This is a genomic window from Variovorax sp. R-27 (assembly GCF_049913215.1).
Classification (GTDB): Bacteria; Pseudomonadota; Gammaproteobacteria; order Burkholderiales; family Burkholderiaceae_C; genus Variovorax.
This window is the reverse complement of the sequence record NZ_CP183984.1, coordinates 3,512,307-3,530,344: the sequence shown is the minus strand read 5'-3', so window position 1 is coordinate 3,530,344 and position 18,038 is coordinate 3,512,307. Positions and strand designations below refer to the sequence as shown.

General features: G+C 66.9%; 17 protein-coding genes. 4 read left to right on the top strand and 13 right to left on the bottom strand.

Features of this window, described 5'->3' with window-relative positions:
* Positions 1-29 precede the first annotated feature (29 nt).
* Positions 30-257 (top strand): hypothetical protein, encoded by a 228-nt coding sequence (locus ACN9MV_RS16435; protein ID WP_093058423.1) that lies wholly within the window; start codon positions 30-32, stop codon positions 255-257.
* A 25-nt stretch (positions 258-282) separates the two neighbouring features.
* On the opposite strand, the gene ACN9MV_RS16430 is transcribed toward ACN9MV_RS16435, so the two are convergent.
* From ACN9MV_RS16430 to ACN9MV_RS16380, 11 genes are all read right to left on the bottom strand, one after another.
* Complete coding sequence (locus ACN9MV_RS16430) at positions 283-984, bottom strand: sulfite exporter TauE/SafE family protein (protein ID WP_426388615.1); 702 nt, start codon at positions 982-984, stop codon at positions 283-285.
* A 2-nt stretch (positions 985-986) separates the two neighbouring features.
* Positions 987-2,393 (bottom strand): oxygen-independent coproporphyrinogen III oxidase, encoded by a 1,407-nt coding sequence (gene hemN, locus ACN9MV_RS16425; protein WP_426388613.1) that lies wholly within the window; start codon positions 2,391-2,393, stop codon positions 987-989.
* A complete protein-coding gene (locus tag ACN9MV_RS16420) occupies positions 2,390-2,656 on the bottom strand; it encodes a hypothetical protein (protein WP_093058420.1) in 267 nt (88 codons plus the stop codon). Before ACN9MV_RS16420 ends, hemN begins: the two co-directional genes overlap by 4 nt.
* Entirely contained in the window at positions 2,653-2,949 is a 297-nt protein-coding gene (locus tag ACN9MV_RS16415; protein WP_426388611.1) for a FixH family protein, read from the bottom strand. The genes ACN9MV_RS16420 and ACN9MV_RS16415 overlap by 4 nt, the downstream gene beginning before the upstream one ends.
* A gap of 9 nt (positions 2,950-2,958) precedes the next feature.
* Positions 2,959-4,371, bottom strand: a complete 1,413-nt coding sequence (gene ccoG / locus ACN9MV_RS16410) for a cytochrome c oxidase accessory protein CcoG (RefSeq protein WP_426388609.1) — start codon at positions 4,369-4,371, stop codon at positions 2,959-2,961.
* Between the two features lie 22 nt (positions 4,372-4,393).
* Entirely contained in the window at positions 4,394-5,317 is a 924-nt protein-coding gene (gene ccoP / locus ACN9MV_RS16405; RefSeq protein ID WP_426388607.1) for a cytochrome-c oxidase, cbb3-type subunit III, read from the bottom strand.
* Positions 5,318-5,330: 13 nt separating this feature from the next.
* On the bottom strand, positions 5,331-5,471 hold the full coding sequence (locus ACN9MV_RS16400) for a cbb3-type cytochrome oxidase subunit 3 (protein WP_093074305.1): 141 nt from the start codon (positions 5,469-5,471) through the stop codon (positions 5,331-5,333).
* A gap of 24 nt (positions 5,472-5,495) precedes the next feature.
* Positions 5,496-6,125 (bottom strand): cytochrome-c oxidase, cbb3-type subunit II, encoded by a 630-nt coding sequence (ccoO, locus tag ACN9MV_RS16395; protein WP_093074307.1) that lies wholly within the window; start codon positions 6,123-6,125, stop codon positions 5,496-5,498.
* Between the two features lie 9 nt (positions 6,126-6,134).
* Complete coding sequence (gene ccoN, locus ACN9MV_RS16390; protein ID WP_426388606.1) at positions 6,135-7,574, bottom strand: cytochrome-c oxidase, cbb3-type subunit I; 1,440 nt, start codon at positions 7,572-7,574, stop codon at positions 6,135-6,137.
* Between the two features lie 65 nt (positions 7,575-7,639).
* Complete coding sequence (ccoS, locus tag ACN9MV_RS16385; RefSeq protein WP_093058414.1) at positions 7,640-7,777, bottom strand: cbb3-type cytochrome oxidase assembly protein CcoS; 138 nt, start codon at positions 7,775-7,777, stop codon at positions 7,640-7,642.
* Positions 7,777-10,092, bottom strand: coding sequence for a heavy metal translocating P-type ATPase (locus ACN9MV_RS16380; protein WP_426388605.1), 2,316 nt, complete (start codon positions 10,090-10,092; stop codon positions 7,777-7,779). The genes ccoS and ACN9MV_RS16380 overlap by 1 nt, the downstream gene beginning before the upstream one ends.
* 105 nt (positions 10,093-10,197) lie before the next feature.
* Here ACN9MV_RS16380 and ACN9MV_RS16375 point away from each other — a divergent pair, with 105 nt between their 5' ends.
* A complete protein-coding gene (locus tag ACN9MV_RS16375) occupies positions 10,198-10,641 on the top strand; it encodes a universal stress protein (RefSeq protein ID WP_093074311.1) in 444 nt (147 codons plus the stop codon).
* Positions 10,642-10,677: 36 nt separating this feature from the next.
* Here the strand turns inward: ACN9MV_RS16375 and fusA are convergent, their stop codons facing one another.
* The gene (fusA, locus tag ACN9MV_RS16370) at positions 10,678-12,738 is read right to left on the bottom strand and encodes an elongation factor G (protein ID WP_093058411.1); all 2,061 of its coding nucleotides are present in this window, start codon (positions 12,736-12,738) and stop codon (positions 10,678-10,680) included.
* 137 nt (positions 12,739-12,875) lie between these two features.
* Positions 12,876-13,499, bottom strand: a complete 624-nt coding sequence (locus ACN9MV_RS16365; protein ID WP_093058410.1) for a TetR/AcrR family transcriptional regulator — start codon at positions 13,497-13,499, stop codon at positions 12,876-12,878.
* Positions 13,500-13,641: 142 nt separating this feature from the next.
* On the opposite strand from ACN9MV_RS16365, the gene ACN9MV_RS16360 reads away from it, so the two are divergent.
* The gene (locus ACN9MV_RS16360; RefSeq protein WP_426388603.1) at positions 13,642-14,853 is read left to right on the top strand and encodes an efflux RND transporter periplasmic adaptor subunit; all 1,212 of its coding nucleotides are present in this window, start codon (positions 13,642-13,644) and stop codon (positions 14,851-14,853) included.
* 15 nt (positions 14,854-14,868) lie between these two features.
* Complete coding sequence (locus tag ACN9MV_RS16355; RefSeq protein ID WP_426388602.1) at positions 14,869-18,036, top strand: efflux RND transporter permease subunit; 3,168 nt, start codon at positions 14,869-14,871, stop codon at positions 18,034-18,036.
* Positions 18,037-18,038: the final 2 nt, after the last annotated feature.

Below are 18,038 nucleotides of genomic sequence, written 5' to 3'. Positions count from 1 at the left end.
CACGGGGCTGCGGCGAAAGGATTGAAAACATGGGTCCGCCGCAGTACCGGGATCGGTTTGAATTCGTGTTCCATGTCGAGCAAAGCACCGATGGCCAAACGGTCGTGTGCAGAGCGGAAATCTTCGAGTACTCGGTCCTGAAGGCTGTGTTGCAGATCGTGGACACGCAGCTCACGCGCCTGGAAGTCGTCGATGTGGTCCTGGGTCGCTGCATCCGGTGGGCGGACCTCCGGATTGCCAGCGGGAATGCTTTCTGATCTGCATCCAGATCGCAGCGTTGCCTCAGCGGCACCAGGCGTCGATCTGGCGGATGAGGTCCGACCACAGGGCCTGTACCGCCACGGCCGCCAGCAGCAGGCCGGCCACCCGCGCACCCCAGGTCTGGCGTGCCCCGCCGCCGCCCCACCGCAAGCGCTGCCAGAGCCACGGCCCGATCAGTAGCGAAAGACTGCTCCCGAGTGCAAACAGCGCCATCAGTCCGGCGCCCTGCAATGGGCCGTTGCCCAGGCTGGCCAGCATCAGGGCTGAATAGAGCAGCCCGCAAGGCAGCGCGACCCAAAGCAGCCCGGCTGCAAGCACTCCCAGCCACGTGCCGCCGGCATGGGGGCGAAGACGCGACTCGAGCGAGCGGCCGACGCGCTGCGCCCACAGCGGCTGCCGCCCCGTGGCGGCCAGCATTGCACCCCAGGCGAACACGAAGACGTGCAGCAGCACCCACAGCGGCCGCAGCGCGGCAACCTGCGTGCTGGCCTGCGCCAGGCTGTCGACGCTGGCCGCGGCAATGGCGCCTGCCGTCGCGTAGCTCGCGATGCGGCCGAGATGGAAGGCGGCCGGCGCCGCTCGCGCCGACGCGGCGCCCTGCCCCGCCGGCACGAGCGGCACGATCCGTATCACCGCCGATGAAGCGGCGCCGCACATCGCCACGCAATGCGGCCCACCGGCCAGGCCCATGAGAAACGCGGCACCGGCGAGCGCGAGTTGCATGGTCAGACCACGCGGGAAAAGCGCGTGCGGGTCGCGCGGCAGTACCGGTCGAACACCATGGCGACCGCGCGCACCAGGAACCAGCCCTGCTCGGTGACCACCAGATCGTGGTCGCTCAGCCGCACCAGGCCGTGAGCGACCATCGGCCCGAGCGCCGCGAACTCGGTGGCGAAGTAGCGCTGGAAGTCGACTGCAAACGCGTCCCCCATGGCGTTGAAGTCGACCCGACCGCGGCACATCAGCGCCATGATCACGTCCCGCCGCAACAGATCGTCGCGCGACAGCGCAAGGCCGCGAACCACGGGCAGGCGCCCCTGGTCGAGGAGGTCGTAGTACTCGTCGAGGCTCTTTGCGTTCTGGCTGTAAGTGGCGCCCACGCGGCCGATGCCGGAGACGCCGAGTGCGATCAGGTCGCCCTCGGGCCTGGTGCCATAGCCCTGGAAGTCGCGCTGCAAGCGCCCTTGCCTCCTGGCAACCGCGAGAGGATCGTCGGGCAGCGCGAAGTGGTCCATGCCGATGTAGACGTAACCCGCTTCGGTCAGCCGCGTGATCGCGCTTGCGAGCATGCGCACCCGTGTGGCGGCATCGGGCAATTCTTCGGCCGCAATGCGCCGCTGCGGCTTGAAGCGCTCGGGCAGATGCGCATAGGCGTAGAGCGCAATGCGGTCGGGCCGCAGCTCGCCGATCTGCGCGAGCGTGCGCTCGAAGGAGGCGTCGTTCTGCCGCGGCAAGCCGTAGATCAGGTCCACGTTGATCGATTCGAAACCCAGCGTGCGCGCCGCATCCATCAGCGAGAAGACCTGCGATGCCGGCTGGATGCGATGCACGGCTTGCTGCACCTCGGGGTCGAAGTCTTGCACGCCGAAGCTCAGGCGATTGAAGCCCAGCGCGGCCAGGTTCGCCAGCCGCTGCGCATCGACCGTGCGCGGATCGATCTCGATGGAGCGCTCGCCTCCGGGCACGAAGGCGAAAGACCGGTGCAGCAGCGCCATGAGCTCGCCCAACTCCGAGTCGTCGAGGAAGGTCGGCGAGCCACCCCCTAGGTGCAGCTGGCCTGCGGTGGCGCTGCGGCCCAGTTGCGCGACTTGCAGCTCCACCTCGCGCGCGAGGTAGGCCAGGTACTGCCGGCCCCGCTCGCGGTGGCGAGTGACGACCTTGTTGCAGGCGCAGTAGTAGCACAGCGACTCGCAGAACGGAATATGGACATACAGCGACAGCGGCGGCGCCTCAGCGCTCGCCGCGCGCCGACGGCTCAGCGCCCTGGCGTAGTCGTCGGCGCCGAAGGCCTCAACGAAACGGTCGGCTGTGGGATAGGAGGTGTAGCGTGGCCCGGGAACGTCGAACTCCCTCAGCAGATCGATGGGTAGCGGTGCCTGCACGGGCACAGGAGCAACGGCGGCAGGAATCATTGCGAGGGTGTCCGCAGAGGTGCTCCAGAAGGTTCCGAAGCCGATGGCCTGGCGAGCAATGCCGTGCATGCGCTCGACGACGCCGCCATCAGCCAGAAGACGAAGAAGGCGGCGGTGTAGATACCCTGGCGCGACATCCGCAACGCGTCGGCCCCGCAGAACGCATTGACGGGATCGACGAGCGCGAACACCAGCACCTCCATGCCGCAGGCCACCAGGAAGGACGGCCACAGGATGCCCGCGAGCTGGCGCACTCCGTTCATGGCGCGGCCTTCCGGGCCGGCGGCGGCATGTCGCTCGCGGGCGTGGTCGCGTGGTTGCGACCGGTCAGCGCGGGCAGCAGCTTCTTCGCGGCCAGGGTCTTGTTGATCTCGACGCCTTCGCGGTAGTAGTCCTCGGACACCAGCGCATCGGGGCTGCGCCAGGCCAGCCAGAAGGTCACGAAGCTCGCGACCACCACGACCGCCGGACCGCCGATCACCATCCAGAGCAGCGGATAGCGCCACCAGGCCTGGGCCGCCGGTTCGTTCGTTGTCGCCATTGTTGTTGCGCTCATCTCGACCTTTCAGCGCGGCACAAGGAAGGCCGCTTTTTCCGAAACCTGGGCGCCGCCGCCCTCCTCGCGGATGCCGAAGTGCACCGTGTGCGATCCGGCAGGCACGACCCCATAAGGCACCTGCAGACGCACCGCGACCCAGCGTGACTGGGCGGCGTCGACCGTCACCGGCTCGTCGGGCGAGACGCTGAGGCCTTCCAGTCCGTCGGCGACGATGCGGTACTGCTGCGGTTTTTCAGTGGCGTTCATGATCTGGAGCCGATAGACATTCTCCAGCCGCCCGCCCTCGGCAATGCGGGCCAGCGAGGCGCGGTCGCGCACCACATCGACCTTGAACGGCGTGCGCACGATCAGGCTGGCCAGCAGTCCGGTCACCAGCAGCGCCAGGATCGTCGTGTAGAGCAGCACGCGCGGCCGCAGCACGCGCCGCAGCAGTTCGCGGCGCGACCAGCCGGCTTCCATGCCGTTTTGCGTGTCGTAGCGGATCAGCCGCGGCGGGTAGGCCATCTTCTGCATGACGGTGTCGCAGGCATCCACGCAAAGGCCGCAGCCGATGCACTCGTACTGCAGGCCCTGGCGGATGTCGATGCCGGTCGGGCACACCTGCACGCACAGGCCGCAGTCGATGCAGTCGCCCAGCGCCAGCGTGCGCGGGTCGGGGCCCTTGCGGCGCGGCGCGCGAGGTTCGCCGCGCTGCGGGTCGTAGGTGACGATGAGCGTGTCGCGGTCGAACATGGCGCTCTGGAAGCGCGCATAGGGGCACATGTACTTGCAGACCTGCTCGCGCATGAAGCCGGCATTGCCGTAGGTGGCAAAGCCGTAGAAGAAAACCCAGAACACCTCCCACGAGCCCATCTGCGTCTGCAGGAAGGCCATGCCCAGTTCGCGGATGGGCGTGAAGTAGCCCACGAAGGTGAAGCCGGTCCACAGCGCGATGCCGATCCAGACGATGTGCTTGAACCATTTCTTCACCAGCTTCTCGAGCGACATCGGCTCGGCGTCCAGCCGCATGCGCGCGGTGCGGTTGCCTTCGATCTTGTGCTCCACCCACATGAAGATCTCGGTGTAGACCGTCTGCGGGCAGGCGTAGCCGCACCACAGCCGCCCCGCCACCGCGGTGAAGAGAAAGAGCGACAGCGCACTGATGACCAGCAGGCCCGAGAGATAGATCAGGTCCTGCGGATACAGCACCAGCCCGAAGATGTAGAAGCGGCGCGCGGCCAGGTCGAACAGCACCATCTGCCGCTCGCCCCACTCCACCCACGGCAGGCCGTAGAACACCAGCTGCGTAAGAAAGACCATGGCCCAGCGCCAGCGCGCGAACATGCCGCGCACCGTGCGGGGATAGATCTTCTTCGTGGCTTCGTAAAGGCCGACCTCCTCGCTGCCCGCGCTGACGATGGGAATGATCTTCCGGGTCATGGCGTTGCGCCGATCTCGGGTTTCACGGCGTGGCCGCGGCCGTGTTGGTATTGTTGGAGAACCCCCAGACATACGACGCGAGCATCCGGATCTGCGCCTCGGTAAGACGGCCTTCCTGCGCGGGCATCTCGTTGTGCTTGCCCCCGTTGATCATCTGGACGATGGCGACCTCGCCGTAGCCGTGGAGCCAGATCCTGTCGCTCAGGTTGGGCGCACCGATGGCCTGGTTGCCCACGCCGCCGATGCCGTGGCAGGCCGCGCAGACCGTGAACTTCGACTTTCCGAGTCCGGCACGCAACGAGTCGTGCGGCTCGCCCGCCAGGCTCAGCACGTAGTTGGCAACGTTCTTCACGTCATCCGGTGTGCCGACGGCCGCAGCCATCGGCGGCATCACGCCGACACGGCCCTTGGTGATGCTCTCGACGATCTTCTCGGGCGTGCCGCCGTGCAGCCAGTCCTTGTCGGTCAGGTTGGGAAAGCCCTTGCTGCCGCGCGCGTCGGAACCATGGCACTGGGCGCAGTTGTTCATGAAGAGACGCTCCCCGATGGCCCTGGCCTGCGGGTCCCTTGCAACCTCCTCGACCGGCATGGCGGCGTATTTCGCGTAGACGGGTGCCAGCTCTTGCGTGGCCTTGGCGACGTCCGCCTCGTATTCGCCGCGCGAACTCCAGTCGGACTGGCCGCGAAAACTCCCCAGGCCCGGAAAGATCGCCAGGTAGCCCAGCCCGAAGACGATGGTCAGCACGAACAGGCCGATCCACCACATGGGCAACGGGTTGTTGGCTTCGCGCAGGTCCTCGTCCCAGACGTGGCCCGTGGTGTTGTCGGCGTTCGGCGCAACCCGCTTGCGGGCTGTGAACCACAGCAACAGCACGCAGCCGAGGATGCTCAGCAGCGAGGCCGCGGCCACGTAGTTCGACCAGAAATGGCTGATGAAATCGCTCATCGTGGTTCTCCCTTCAGTCCTGCTCGAACGGCAAGCGGGCCGCTTCCTGGAAGTCGCGCGCGTTGCGACGCGAATACGCCCAGATCACGATGCCGATGAATAGCGCGAAGCACACGACGGTGGCTGCAACGCGCAAGGTGGTGACGTCGATCATGGTTTCGGTCCTTTGCCGCTGTGCTTACTTGAGAGCCAGGCCCAGCGATTGCAGATAGGCCACCGTGGCCTCCATCTCGGTCTTGCCCGTGACCTCTTCCGTGGCCTTGGCGATTTCCTCGTCGGTGTAGGGCACGCCGACACGGCGCAGCGCGCGCATGTGGGTTGGCAAGGCTTCGGCGTCGACGAGGGCCTTTTCCAGCCATGAATAGGCCGGCATGTTCGATTCGGGAACCAGGTCGCGCGGATTGTTCAGGTGGATGCGGTGCCACTCGTCGCTGTACTTGCCGCCCACGCGGTGCAGGTCGGGGCCGGTGCGCTTGCTGCCCCACTGGAACGGGTGGTCGTAGACGAACTCCCCAGCCACCGAGTAGTGGCCGTAGCGCAGCGTCTCCGAGCGGAAGGGCCGGATCATCTGCGAGTGGCAGTTGTAGCAACCCTCGCGCAGGTAGACGTCGCGGCCTGCGAGCTGCAGCGGCGTGAGCGGCTTGACGCCCTGCACCGCCTCGGTGGTCGACTTCTGGAAGAAGAGCGGCACGATCTCGACAAGGCCGCCGACGGCCACGACCACGAGGATCAGCACGATCATCAGCAGGTTGTTGGTCTCGATCTTCTCGTGGGTAAAGCCGCTGGACTTGGGAGTGTTCGGGTTCATCGTGCGTCCTCAGGCGTGGGCCATGACGGAGGGCGGGATCTCGACGCGCACCGAGCGGCCCGAGATGACGGTCATCCAGACGTTCCAGGCCATCACCAGCATCCCGGACAGATAGAGCAGTCCGCCGATCAGGCGCACCACGTAGAACGGGAAAGTGGCCTTCACGCTCTCCACGAAGGTGTAGGTGAGCGTGCCGTCGGGGTTGATGGCGCGCCACATCAGCCCTTGCATCACGCCGGCGATCCACATGGCGGCGATGTACAGGACGATGCCGATGGTGGCGATCCAGAAGTGCGCCTCGATGGCCTTCACGCTGTACATGGTGGTGCGGCCATACATGCGCGGGATCAGGTAGTAGAGCGAGCCCATGGTGATGAACCCCACCCAGCCGAGCGCGCCGGAGTGCACGTGGCCGATGGTCCAGTCGGTGTAGTGGCTCAGGGCGTTGACGGTCTTGATGGACATCATCGGCCCCTCGAAGGTCGACATGCCGTAGAACGACAGCGCGACGATCAGGAAGCGCAGGATCGGGTCGGTGCGCAGCTTGTGCCAGGCGCCCGAGAGCGTCATCACGCCGTTGATCATGCCGCCCCAGCTCGGCGCCAGCAGGATCAGCGAGAACACCATGCCCAGCGATTGCGTCCAGTCCGGCAGCGCCGTGTAGTGCAGGTGGTGCGGGCCGGCCCACATGTAGGTGAAGATCAGCGCCCAGAAGTGGACGATGGACAGCCGGTACGAATACACCGGCCGGCCGGCCTGCTTGGGGATGTAGTAATACATCATCCCGAGGAAGCCCGCGGTGAGGAAGAAGCCCACGGCGTTGTGGCCGTACCACCACTGCACCATCGCGTCCTGCACGCCGGCATAGGCCGAGTAGCTTTTCATCCAGCCCGCCGGAACCTCTGCGCTGTTGACGATGTGCAGCAGCGCCACCGCGATGATGAAGGCTCCGAAGAACCAGTTCGCCACGTAGATGTGGCGCACGCGGCGCATGCCGATGGTGCCGAAGAACACGATGGCGTAGGCCACCCAGACCACCGCGATCAGCAGGTCGATGGGCCACTCCAGCTCGGCGTATTCCTTGCCGCTGGTGTAGCCCATCGGCAGGCTGATGGCGGCCGCGACGATCACGGCCTGCCACCCCCAGAACACGAAGGACGCGAGCTTCGGCGCGAAGAGGCCCACCTGGCAGGTGCGCTGAACCACGTGGAAGCTCGTGGCCATCAGCGCGCAGCCGCCGAACGCGAAGATGACCGCGTTGGTGTGCAGCGGCCGCAGTCGCCCGTAGCTGAGCCATGGAATGCCGAGGTTGAGCTCGGGCCAGGTCAGCTGGGAGGCGATGATCACGCCGACCAGCATGCCGACCACGCCCCAGACCACGGACATGAGCGCGAACTGCCGCACGACGGTGTCGTCGTATACCGCGGCGGGTGGGTTCGGTTGTTGCATCGTCGTGCCCTTGAATGAGTTGTGGGCAGTTTCCGTGGGCCTCTGCCTCGCGGGCTTGATGCAAATCAATCGCCGTGCAGGATGCGGTCGCCTTCGGTTTCGACGTCGTCGAACTGGCCGCGCTCGATCGCCCACCAGAGCCCGCCGAGGATCGCGAGAACCAGCACCACGGACAGCGGGATGAGCAGGAAGAGGATGTCCATCAGCGGCTTGCCTTGCCGGCGGCCGCGAGCCGTGCCGCATTGAGGACCACCACGAGGGAGCTCGCGGCCATGCCCAGGCCCGCGAGCCATGCCGGCAACCAGCCCGCCACGGCGAGCGGCACGCACAGCGCGTTGTAGCCCGCGGCCCACCAGAGGTTCTGGCGCACCACGTGCAGCGTCTTGCGGGCTTGTGCGATGGCATCTGGAATGGTGGCAAGCCTGTCGCCCAGCACGACGAAATCGGCGTGCGCGCGCGACAGCGGCACGCTGCGGCCGAAGGCGAACGAGGCGTTCGCACGCGCCAGCGAGGGACCGTCGTTCAGGCCCTCGCCCACCATCGCAATCTGCCGTCCCTCGGCCTGCAGCCGCCAGAGCACGTCGAGCTTGTCCTCCGGTGTGCAGCCACCCTGCGCGAAGTCGATGCCGCAGCGCGCGGCGATCTCCTTGGCGGCGCTGTCGCGATCGCCCGAGAGCAGCCGCACCGTCAGGCCCTGCGCGCGCAGCGCAGCCACCGCAACGGCGGCATCAGCGCGAAGCTCTTCGGCCAGCACGAAGCTGGCGACCCACCCCTGCTCGTCGGCCAGATGGACCTGCGCAGCGTCAACCTCCAGCGCATTCACGCTGCAGAAGCTCGACGAGCCAAGACGCGCACGCTGGCCTGTTCCGGTGCGCGCATGCGCTCTGCGCAACAGGCCTTCGAGCCCGAGCCCTGCCGCTTCGGTGGCCCGTTCCACGGTCCAGCCCGGTGGCGAGCGGAACTGGGCATTCCACGCATTCACCAGCGCCTGCGCAACGGGATGCAGCGACTGCGCAGCGAGCGCCGCCGCCATTTCAAGTGCGTCGCCGGGCCGCAGGCCCTGCCGGCAATAGATGCGCTCCAGCCGCGGGATGTCGCCCGTCAACGTGCCCGTCTTGTCGAACACGACCGTATCGACCGATGCCAGTGCCTCCAGCGCCTGCAGGTTGGAAGTCAGCACGCCGCCGCGCGCCAGGGCGCCGGCGCTCGCGAGCATGGCAGCCGGGGTCGCGAGCGAGAGCGCACAGGGGCAGGTCACGATGAGCACCGCGACCGCCACCATCAGCGCCTTGCCCGGGTCCGTGTGCCACCAGAACACTGCCGCCACCGCCGCCGATGCGAGCACCGCGACGAGGAAAGGCCGCGCCACCCGGTCCGCCTGCAGCGCCAGGCGCGGCTTGCGCGAGGCGGCGCTTTCCATCAGCCGCACGATCTGGGCGAAGCGCGTACCCTCGCCCACTGATTCGATCCGCACACTGACCACCGCCGAGAGGTTGTGGCTGCCGGCCAGCACGCGGTCGCCGCGGGGGCGCGGCACGGGGCGGGATTCGCCTGTCAGCAGGGCCTCGTCGGCGCTGGTGTCGCCTTCGATCACCACGCCGTCGGCCGGAAACGCCTCGCCGGGGCGCACGCGCACCACGTCTGCGGCTGCGAGCCTGCGCACGGCCACGCGGGTCCAGCTGCCATCGGGAGCGAGTCGATCGATGCTGTCGGGCAGGCGGTTCATCAGGGCCTCGAGCGAGCCGGCGGTACGGTCTCGCAGGCGTGCCTCGAGCCAGCGCCCGGTCAGCAGGAAGAAGACGAACATCGTCAGCGAGTCGAAGTAGACCTCGTGGCCCAGCGGCCCGCTGGCGTCGAAGGTGGCGGCGCTGCTGACCGCGAAAGTCGCGAGCACGCCGAACGCCACCGGAAGATCCATGCCGATACGGCCCGCGCGCAGGTCGCGCCAGGCGCTGCTGAAGAAGGGACCGCAGGAGAACAGCACGACGGGCAGCGTGAGCACCCAGGAGGCCCAGCGCAGCAACTGCGCGGCGTCGTCCGTCATGTCGCCCGGCCTGGCGATGTAAGCCGGGTAGGCATACATCATCACCTGCATCATGCAGAAGCCCGAGACCAGCCAGCGCCACAGCGCCATGCGCAGTTCGCGCGCGCGCCCCGCGCTTGCCAACTGGCTGCCGGCGGGAACCAGCGGGTATCCGGCCGCAGCCGAAGCCTCGAACCAGCGTGAAGGCCGGGTGACCGCGGCCGACCACACAACGCGCGCCCGCCGGCTGGCCCCATTGACCTGTGCCTCGCGCACTCCGGGCATCTTCAGCAGCGCAGCCTCGACGGTGAAAGCGCAAGCGGTGCAGTGCATGCCTTCGACCGCGACCTGCGATGCCCACTGGCCGGTGGCTGCATCGCCCTCCTCCAGCTGGCCGAACGCCGGCCATTCGGCCGGGTCGTCGAGCACCTGCCAGGTGTCGGCGGTGGCCGGAGCCGACGGATGCGTAGAGAACGGGGCGAGCGCAGCTTGCATCGGAGCGAGGCTAAGGGCGGGCCGCACCACGCTCTTTGATCTGTATCAACGCTCGGGGCCCCGGCCTGCCTAAGCTCGCGGCATACCTTTCCCTGGAGACCTCACATGTTCAAGCGCATCCTCGTCGCCACCGACGGCTCCACACTCTCGAAGAAGGCTGTCGCGAGCGCGATCGCTCTCGCCGCACAGAACGATGCCGACCTGGTGGCGATCAACGTGGTTCCGCGCTACCCCCGAAGCTACTTCGAGGGCTCCATGACCTTTTCGCCAGAGGACATCGGCCGCGTCGAGAAGCAATGGGCGGAGAAGGCACAGGCAATGCTCGACACCGTGAGCGCACGCGCCAAGGAAAGCGGCGTACGTGTCAAGACGGCAACGGCCAACTCGGACCTGGTGGCGGAGTCGATCATCGCCGCGGCGAAAAAGCACAAGAGCGACCTGATCGTGATGGCCTCGCACGGCCGCAAGGGCATCAAGCGGCTGCTGCTTGGCAGCGAGACGCAGCACGTGCTGGCGCATTCGGCGCTGCCTGTGCTGGTGCTTCGGTAGCCGGGCTCATTGCGATATCTCGCAAACACAATTCCCCTAGTCCTCTTCATGCACCCGGTACTGGTCCGTCAGCGTCTGCTGGACGGCCGGCGGCACGGCTTCGTAATGTGACAACGCGATGGTGTAGCGGCCCTGGCCGCTGGTCATTGCATTGAGCCGCGACTGGTAGTTGGCCAGTTCGGCCATGGGCACTTGCCCGCCGACGGCCACAACACCGCCCCCCAGGGCCGACGTTCCGGTGACCAGGCCGCGCCGCGACGACAGGTCGCTCGTGACATCGCCGACGGAATGCTCCGGCACGTCGATCTCGATCTGGACGATCGGCTCGAGCACGACCGGCCGGGCCTCGCGGATGGCGGCCATGAAGGCCTTGCGGCCGGCAGTCGCAAAGGCGATGTCCTTGCTGTCGACGCTGTGGTGCTTGCCATCGTGCACAACAACGCGCACATCGACCACCGGGTAGCCGGCGATCGCGCCGCACACCAGCACCTCGCGCACGCCCTTCTCGACTGCGGGGATGAACTGGCCCGGAATCGCCCCGCCCCTGACCTCATCGGCGAACTGGAAGCCCGCACCGCGCGCCAGCGGCTCGATGCGCAGGAAGACTTCGCCGAACTGGCCAGCGCCGCCGGTCTGTTTCTTGTGCCGGTGGTGGCCCTCGGCCGGCACGGTCACGCTCTCGCGGTAGGCAATGCGGGGCGGCCGCGTCTGGACCTCGAAGCGATACACCTCGCGCAGGCGTTCGAGCACGATGCGCAGGTGCAGTTCGCCGAGCCCGTAGAGGACCGTCTCGTTGGTCGCGGCCACATGCTCGATGCGCAGGCACGGATCCTCGGCCGTGAGCTTGCCGAGGATCTCCCAGGCGCGCTGCTCGTCGCCATGGCGCTTGGGCTCCACGGCCAGGCCGTACACCGGCACCGGGAACGCCAGAGGTGCGAGATGCACGTGGCTGTCTTCGGCCACATCGTGCAGCACGGCGTCGAAATGGATCTCCTCGACCTTGGCCACCGCCACGATGTCGCCGGGCACCGCGTGCGACACCTCGACATGGTCCTTGCCCTGGAGCATGAACAGGTGCCCCACCTTGAAGGGCTTGCGGCCGTCGCCGATGTAGAGCTGGCTGTCGCGCGTGAGCGTGCCCTGGTGCACGCGGAAGATGCCCATCTTGCCGACATAGGGGTCGATCGTGACCTTGAATACGTGCGCCAGCACGTGCAGCGACGGGTCGGGCCTGGCCTCCATGGGCTTGGCCTGCGCGCCCTCGCCGACGATGAAGTCCGGCGGGTTGGCCTCGGTCGGGTCTGGCAGGAGCTTGACGATCACGTCCAACAGTTCGGCCACGCCGGCGCCGCTGCGCGACGAGACGAAGCACACCGGGATCAGGTGGCCCTCGCGCAACGCCTGCTCGAGCGGCGCATGCAGCTCGGCCGGATCCACGTCGCCTTCCTCGAGGTAGCGGTCGACGAAGGCCGCGTCGACCTCGACCACCTGCTCCACCAGCGCGCGGTGCGCCGCTTCGACAGGGCCGAAGTCGGACCGCCCGAAGCGGTTGAAAAAACAGTCCACCACCTGCCTGCCGACCCCGTCGGGCAGGTTCAGCGGCAGGCATTCGCGGCCGAAGGTGGCCTGGATGTCGGCCAGCAGGCCCGCGAGCGAGACGCCCTGCGAGTCGATCTTGGTGACGATGATCATGCGGGCGAGGTGGCGCGAGGCCGCGTACTCCATCATGCGCACCGCCATCGGCTCGATGCCGGTGGCGGCATTGATGACCACTGCCGCCGTTTCGACCGCCTCCAGAGCCGGCAGGCTCTGGCCAAGGAAGTCGGGGCCGCCGGGCGTGTCGATGAAGTGGATGCGCGTGCCGGCGTGCGTGAGGTGCATCACCGATGCATTGAGCGAGTGCTGCATGCGGCGCTCGAGCGGGTCGTGGTCGCTGACGGTGCTGCCGCGTTCGATGCTGCCGCAGGCCCCGATGGCACCCGCCTTGTACAACAAAGCCTCGGCAAGAGAGGTCTTGCCGGCGGCCGCGGCGCCGACGAGCGCCAGCGTTCGCACTGCTTCCACTTCGGCCGCGAGGCCGTTCGATCGGCTTGGCATGGCATGGACTCCTTGGCGTCCGCAAAGCTGGCCCGGCGGCCCGCAAGGGCTCGGGCGGTGCGCAAAGACGCCGGGTCAGCGTACGGGATTGACCGTGCCAACGCAAGCCGGGTGCGCGCGGCGCGCATATCGCAAGCTCACTTGGCCTTCTTTCCTTCGGGCGCATAGCCTCCGAGAAAGGTCTGCAGAGCGCGTCGTGTCGCTTCCCGCAAATCCTTTCGGGACAACGGTCCATCGATACCGATAAGAGCCGGCATGACGGTCTCCGAATCCAGCAATGCCGTCAGGTGGCGCGCCGCTACCTGCGGATCGGCCTTGCGCAGCCGGCCCTTTTGCATCTGCAGTTCCAGGAACCCCGCCAGCTCGGTCAGCCCCTTCTTGGGCCCACCTTCGTAGAACAACCGCCCGATGTCGCTGCGGCCGGACTCCGCGATCACGGCCCTGCGCGCCTGGATGGCCTCCTGCGAACACACCACTGCCAGGATTTTTTCGCCGAAGCGTTGCAGCACCTGTTCGAGGTCGTCGTCGCTCTCCTGCCCGAGCGCCTCAAAAATTGGCGCGAAATGGACCTTGGCCGTGCCGTGGGTCACGGCAACGAACAACTCCTCCTTGGAGCTGAAGTAGCCATACAGCGTGGCCCTCGAGCCGCCCACGCGCGCAGCGATCTCCACCATGGAGGCCCCTTCGAACCCCAGCTCCCGGAAGACCTCGGCGGCCACCTGAACGATGGCGTCGCGCTTGGCCTCTGTTTTGACTCGCATCTAAATGCCTCCTCATTTCTGGACAACAGTGTTCATTATTAATTGACAGCCCCTGGAAGTCAAAATACATTACTAGACACTACTGTCTGTTTAACAGCAGGCCGACCCCATCACCGATCCGTCGCTCTTCAGGAGATTCGCCATGCGTCCACCTCTCACCTATGGCCTGACCTTCACGGCAGCCCTCGCGTCCACCTTCATGCTTGTCGCGTGCGGCAAGCCACCGGGCGGGCCGCCCGCCGCGCAGGGCATGCCCGAGGTGGGGGTAGTGTCTGTGCAGCCGCAGCGCGTGGCCATCACGGCCGAGCTGCCCGGGCGCACGACGCCCTTTCTCATCGCCGACGTACGGCCCCAGGTCGGAGGCATCGTGAAGGCCCGCCAGTTCCGCGAAGGCAGCGACGTGAAGGCTGGCGAAACGCTCTACCAGATCGATCCCGCCACCTACAAGGCAACCTACGACAGCAACGTCGCCGCGCTCGCCAAGGCGCAGGCCAGCCTCACGACCACGCGGCTGAAGGCCGAGCGCTACAAGGAGCTGGTCGCCATCAAGGCCGTGAGCCAGCAGGACTACGACGACGCCGCCGCCTCGCTGGGCCAAGGCGAGGCCGACGTCGCCTCGGCGCGAGCCAATGTGGAGACGAGCCGCATCAACCTAGCCTATGCGCGCATCGATGCACCGATCTCCGGGCGCATCGGCAAGTCGACGGTCACGCCCGGCGCGCTGGTCACGGCAAGCCAGTCGACCGCGCTGGCCACCATCCAGCAGCTCGATCCGATCTATGTCGACGTGACGCAGTCCAGCGCCGCGATGCTTCAGTTGAAGCAGGCCATGGCCCGCGGCGATCTGCAAAAGAGCGGCGCCAACGCCGCGAAGGTGCGGCTGCTGCTCGAAGACGGGAGCGCCTATCCGCTCGAAGGCAAGCTCGAGTTCTCTGACGTCACCGTAGACCAGAACACCGGCGCCATCACGCTGCGCGCGGTGTTCCCCAACCCCAAGGCGGACCTGCTGCCCGGCATGTACGTGCGCGCCGTGCTGCAGGAAGGCGTGAAGGAACAGGCGCTCATGGTGCCGCAGCAGGCCGTGTCGCGCGACAGCACCGGCAAGCCGACGGCCTACGTGGTGGATGCCCAGCATAAGCTGCAGCGGCGCGTGCTCGAAACGGAACGCGCCATCGGCGACCAATGGCTGGTGCGCAGCGGCCTGCAGGCCGGCGACCAGCTCGTGGTGGACGGCCAGCAGCGCGCGGCGCCGGGCGTCGAGGTGAAGACGGTGCAGTGGAACCCCAAGTCCAAGCCCGGCACTGAAACGACTGCCAAGGCGGCCCTCCCCTCGCCCGGCGCCACGGCGGACTGATCCAGGAAGACCACCATGGCACGCTTCTTCATCGACCGCCCCATCTTCGCGTGGGTCCTCGCCATCATCGTGATGCTGGGCGGCGTCATGTCCATCGCCACGCTGCCGATCGCGCAGTACCCGAGCATCGCGCCGCCCGCCGTCGCGATCACCGCCAACTACCCCGGCGCTTCCGCCAAGACGCTCGAAGACACCGTCACCCAGGTCATCGAGCAGAAGATGAAGGGACTGGACCGGCTGAGCTACATGGCCTCGACCAGCGAGTCGTCGGGCTCGGTCACCATCACGCTCACCTTCGAGAACGGAACCGACCCCGACACCGCTCAGGTGCAGGTGCAGAACAAGCTCTCGCTTGCCACGCCGCTGCTGCCGCAAGAGGTGCAGCAGCAGGGCGTCACCGTCACGAAGTCGGCCACCAACTTTCTGAACGTGTTGGCCTTCACCTCCGAAGACGGCAGCATGAACGGGTCGGACCTGTCCGACTACGTCGCGGCCAACGTCCAGGACGCAATCAGCCGCGTCGAGGGCGTGGGCGACACCACGCTCTTCGGCTCGCAGTACGCCATGCGCGTATGGCTCGACCCGAACAAGCTCTCCAGCTTCAGCCTCACGCCGCTGGATGTGAAGAACGCGATCACGGCGCAGAACGCGCAGGTTTCGGCCGGCCAGCTCGGCGGCATGCCTGCGGCAAGCAACCAGCAGCTCAACGCCACCATCACCTCGCAGACGCGCCTGAAGACCGCGCAGGAGTTCGATGACATCCTGCTGCGCACGCAGACCGACGGCTCGAAGGTCCGCCTGCGCGACGTAGCCCGCATCGAGCTCGGCAGCGAGTCGTACAACACGGTCGGTCGCTACAACGGCAAGCCGGCCGCGGGCCTGGCCATCAAGCTGGCCACCGGCGCCAATGCGCTCGATACGGTCAAGGCCGTCGATGCGCGCGTCGCCGAGCTCGAGAAGTTCTTTCCGCAGGGCATGAAGGTGCAGAAGCCCTACGACACCACGCCCTTCGTGCGGATCTCCATCGAGGAGGTCATCAAGACCCTCGTAGAGGCCGTGGTGCTGGTGTTCCTGGTGATGTATCTCTTCCTGCAGAATTTCCGCGCCACGCTGATCCCGACCATTGCGGTTCCCGTGGTGCTGCTGGGCACCTTCGGCGTGCTCGCGGCCTTCGGCTTCACCATCAACACACTGACGATGTTCGCGATGGTGCTCGCCATCGGGCTGCTGGTGGACGATGCAATCGTGGTCGTCGAGAACGTCGAGCGCGTGATGGCCGATGAAGGCCTCCCGCCCAAGGAGGCCACGCGCAAGTCCATGGGCCAGATCACCGGCGCGCTGGTCGGCGTGGCCCTGGTGCTGGCGGCGGTGTTCGTGCCGATGGCTTTCTTCGGCGGCTCCACGGGCGTGATCTACCGGCAGTTCTCCATCACCATCGTCTCGGCCATGACGCTGTCGGTGCTCGTGGCGCTGGTGCTCACGCCGGCCCTTTGCGCGACGCTGCTCAAGCCGGTCGACAAGGATCATGCAATGGCCACCACCGGCTTCTTCGGCTGGTTCAACCGCAGCTTCGATCGCGGCAACCACCGCTACCAGGGCATCGTGCGGCACATGGTGGGCAAGGGCTGGCGCTACATGGCCCTGTACGCGGTCTTGTTTGCCGTGGTGGTGTTCGGATTCATGAAGCTGCCCATCGGGTTTCTGCCCGACGAAGACCAGGGCACGATGTTTGCGCTGGTGCAGCTGCCGCCGGGCGCGACGAACGCGCGCACGGAAGAAGTCATCCGCCAGGTGGAGCATCACTTCCTGGTCGATCAGAAAGACGCGGTCTCGGGCATCTTCACGGTGGCGGGTTTCAGCTTCGCGGGCAGCGGGCAGAACACGGGCTTTGCCTTCATCAAGCTCAAGCCCTGGAATGAACGCGAGGGCGAAGCACTGAGCGTGACGGGAGTGGCCGCAAAGGCCGGCGCCTTCTTCAACACAATCAGGGACGCAAAGGTGTTCGCCTTCGCACCGCCCGCCGTGGCAGAGCTCGGCAACGCGACCGGCTTCGACCTGATGCTGCAGGACCGCGCCAACCTCGGGCACGAGGCCCTGATGCAGGCGCGCAACCAACTGCTCGGCACGCTGGCCAAGGACAAGCGCCTGGTGGCCGTGCGCCCCAACGGGATGGAAGACACGCCCGAATTCAGGCTCGAGATCGATCCGCACAAGGCACAGGCCCAGGGCCTTTCGATGTCCGACATCAACGACACCTTCTCCACCGCCTGGGGCAGCAGCTACGTCAACGACTTCATCGACAAGGGGCGCGTGAAGAAGGTGATGCTGCAGGCCGATGCACAGTACCGGATGCTGCCGGAGGACATCGACCGCTGGTACGTGCGCAACAGCGCCGGAACGATGGTGCCCTTCACCTCATTCGCCAAGGCGGGCTGGAGTTCGGGCTCGCCCCGCCTGGAGCGCTACAACGGGGTGCCCTCGGTGGAAATCCTGGGCATGGCGATGCCGGGAGCCGCATCGAGCGGCGACGCGCTCGCCATCGTCGAAGCCGCAGTCGCCAAACTGCCGCCGGGCATCGGCTACGAATGGACCGGCCTGTCGCGCCAGGAGAAGGCATCGAGCGGGCAGACCGGGCTGCTCTATGGGCTGTCGATCCTGATCGTGTTCCTGTGCCTTGCGGCGCTGTACGAAAGCTGGGCGATTCCGTTCTCGGTGATCCTGGTGGTGCCACTCGGCGTGCTGGGCGCGCTGATCGGCGCGATCCTGACGTGGAAGATGAACGACGTGTACTTCCAGGTCGGCCTGCTCACGACCATCGGGCTGGCGTCGAAGAATGCCATCCTGATCGTCGAGTTCGCGAAGGACCTGCACGCGCACGGCAAGAGCCTGGTCGAGTCGGCGATGGAGGCTGCTCGCATGCGGCTGCGGCCCATTCTCATGACCTCGCTGGCCTTCGTGCTCGGCGTGTTGCCGATGGTGCTGGGCACCGGTGCGGGGGCCGGCGCGCAGCATGCGCTGGGCACAGCGGTGATCGGCGGCATGTTGTCGGGCACGCTGCTCGCGATCTTCTTCGTGCCTCTTTTCTTCGTGCTGGTGCGCGGTCTCTTCAAGGGACGGTCGCCCTCGCCTGCTTTGCCCGCCTTGCCGGACTCGCATGCACAACCGGCCGCGGCCGCTTCCTGAGG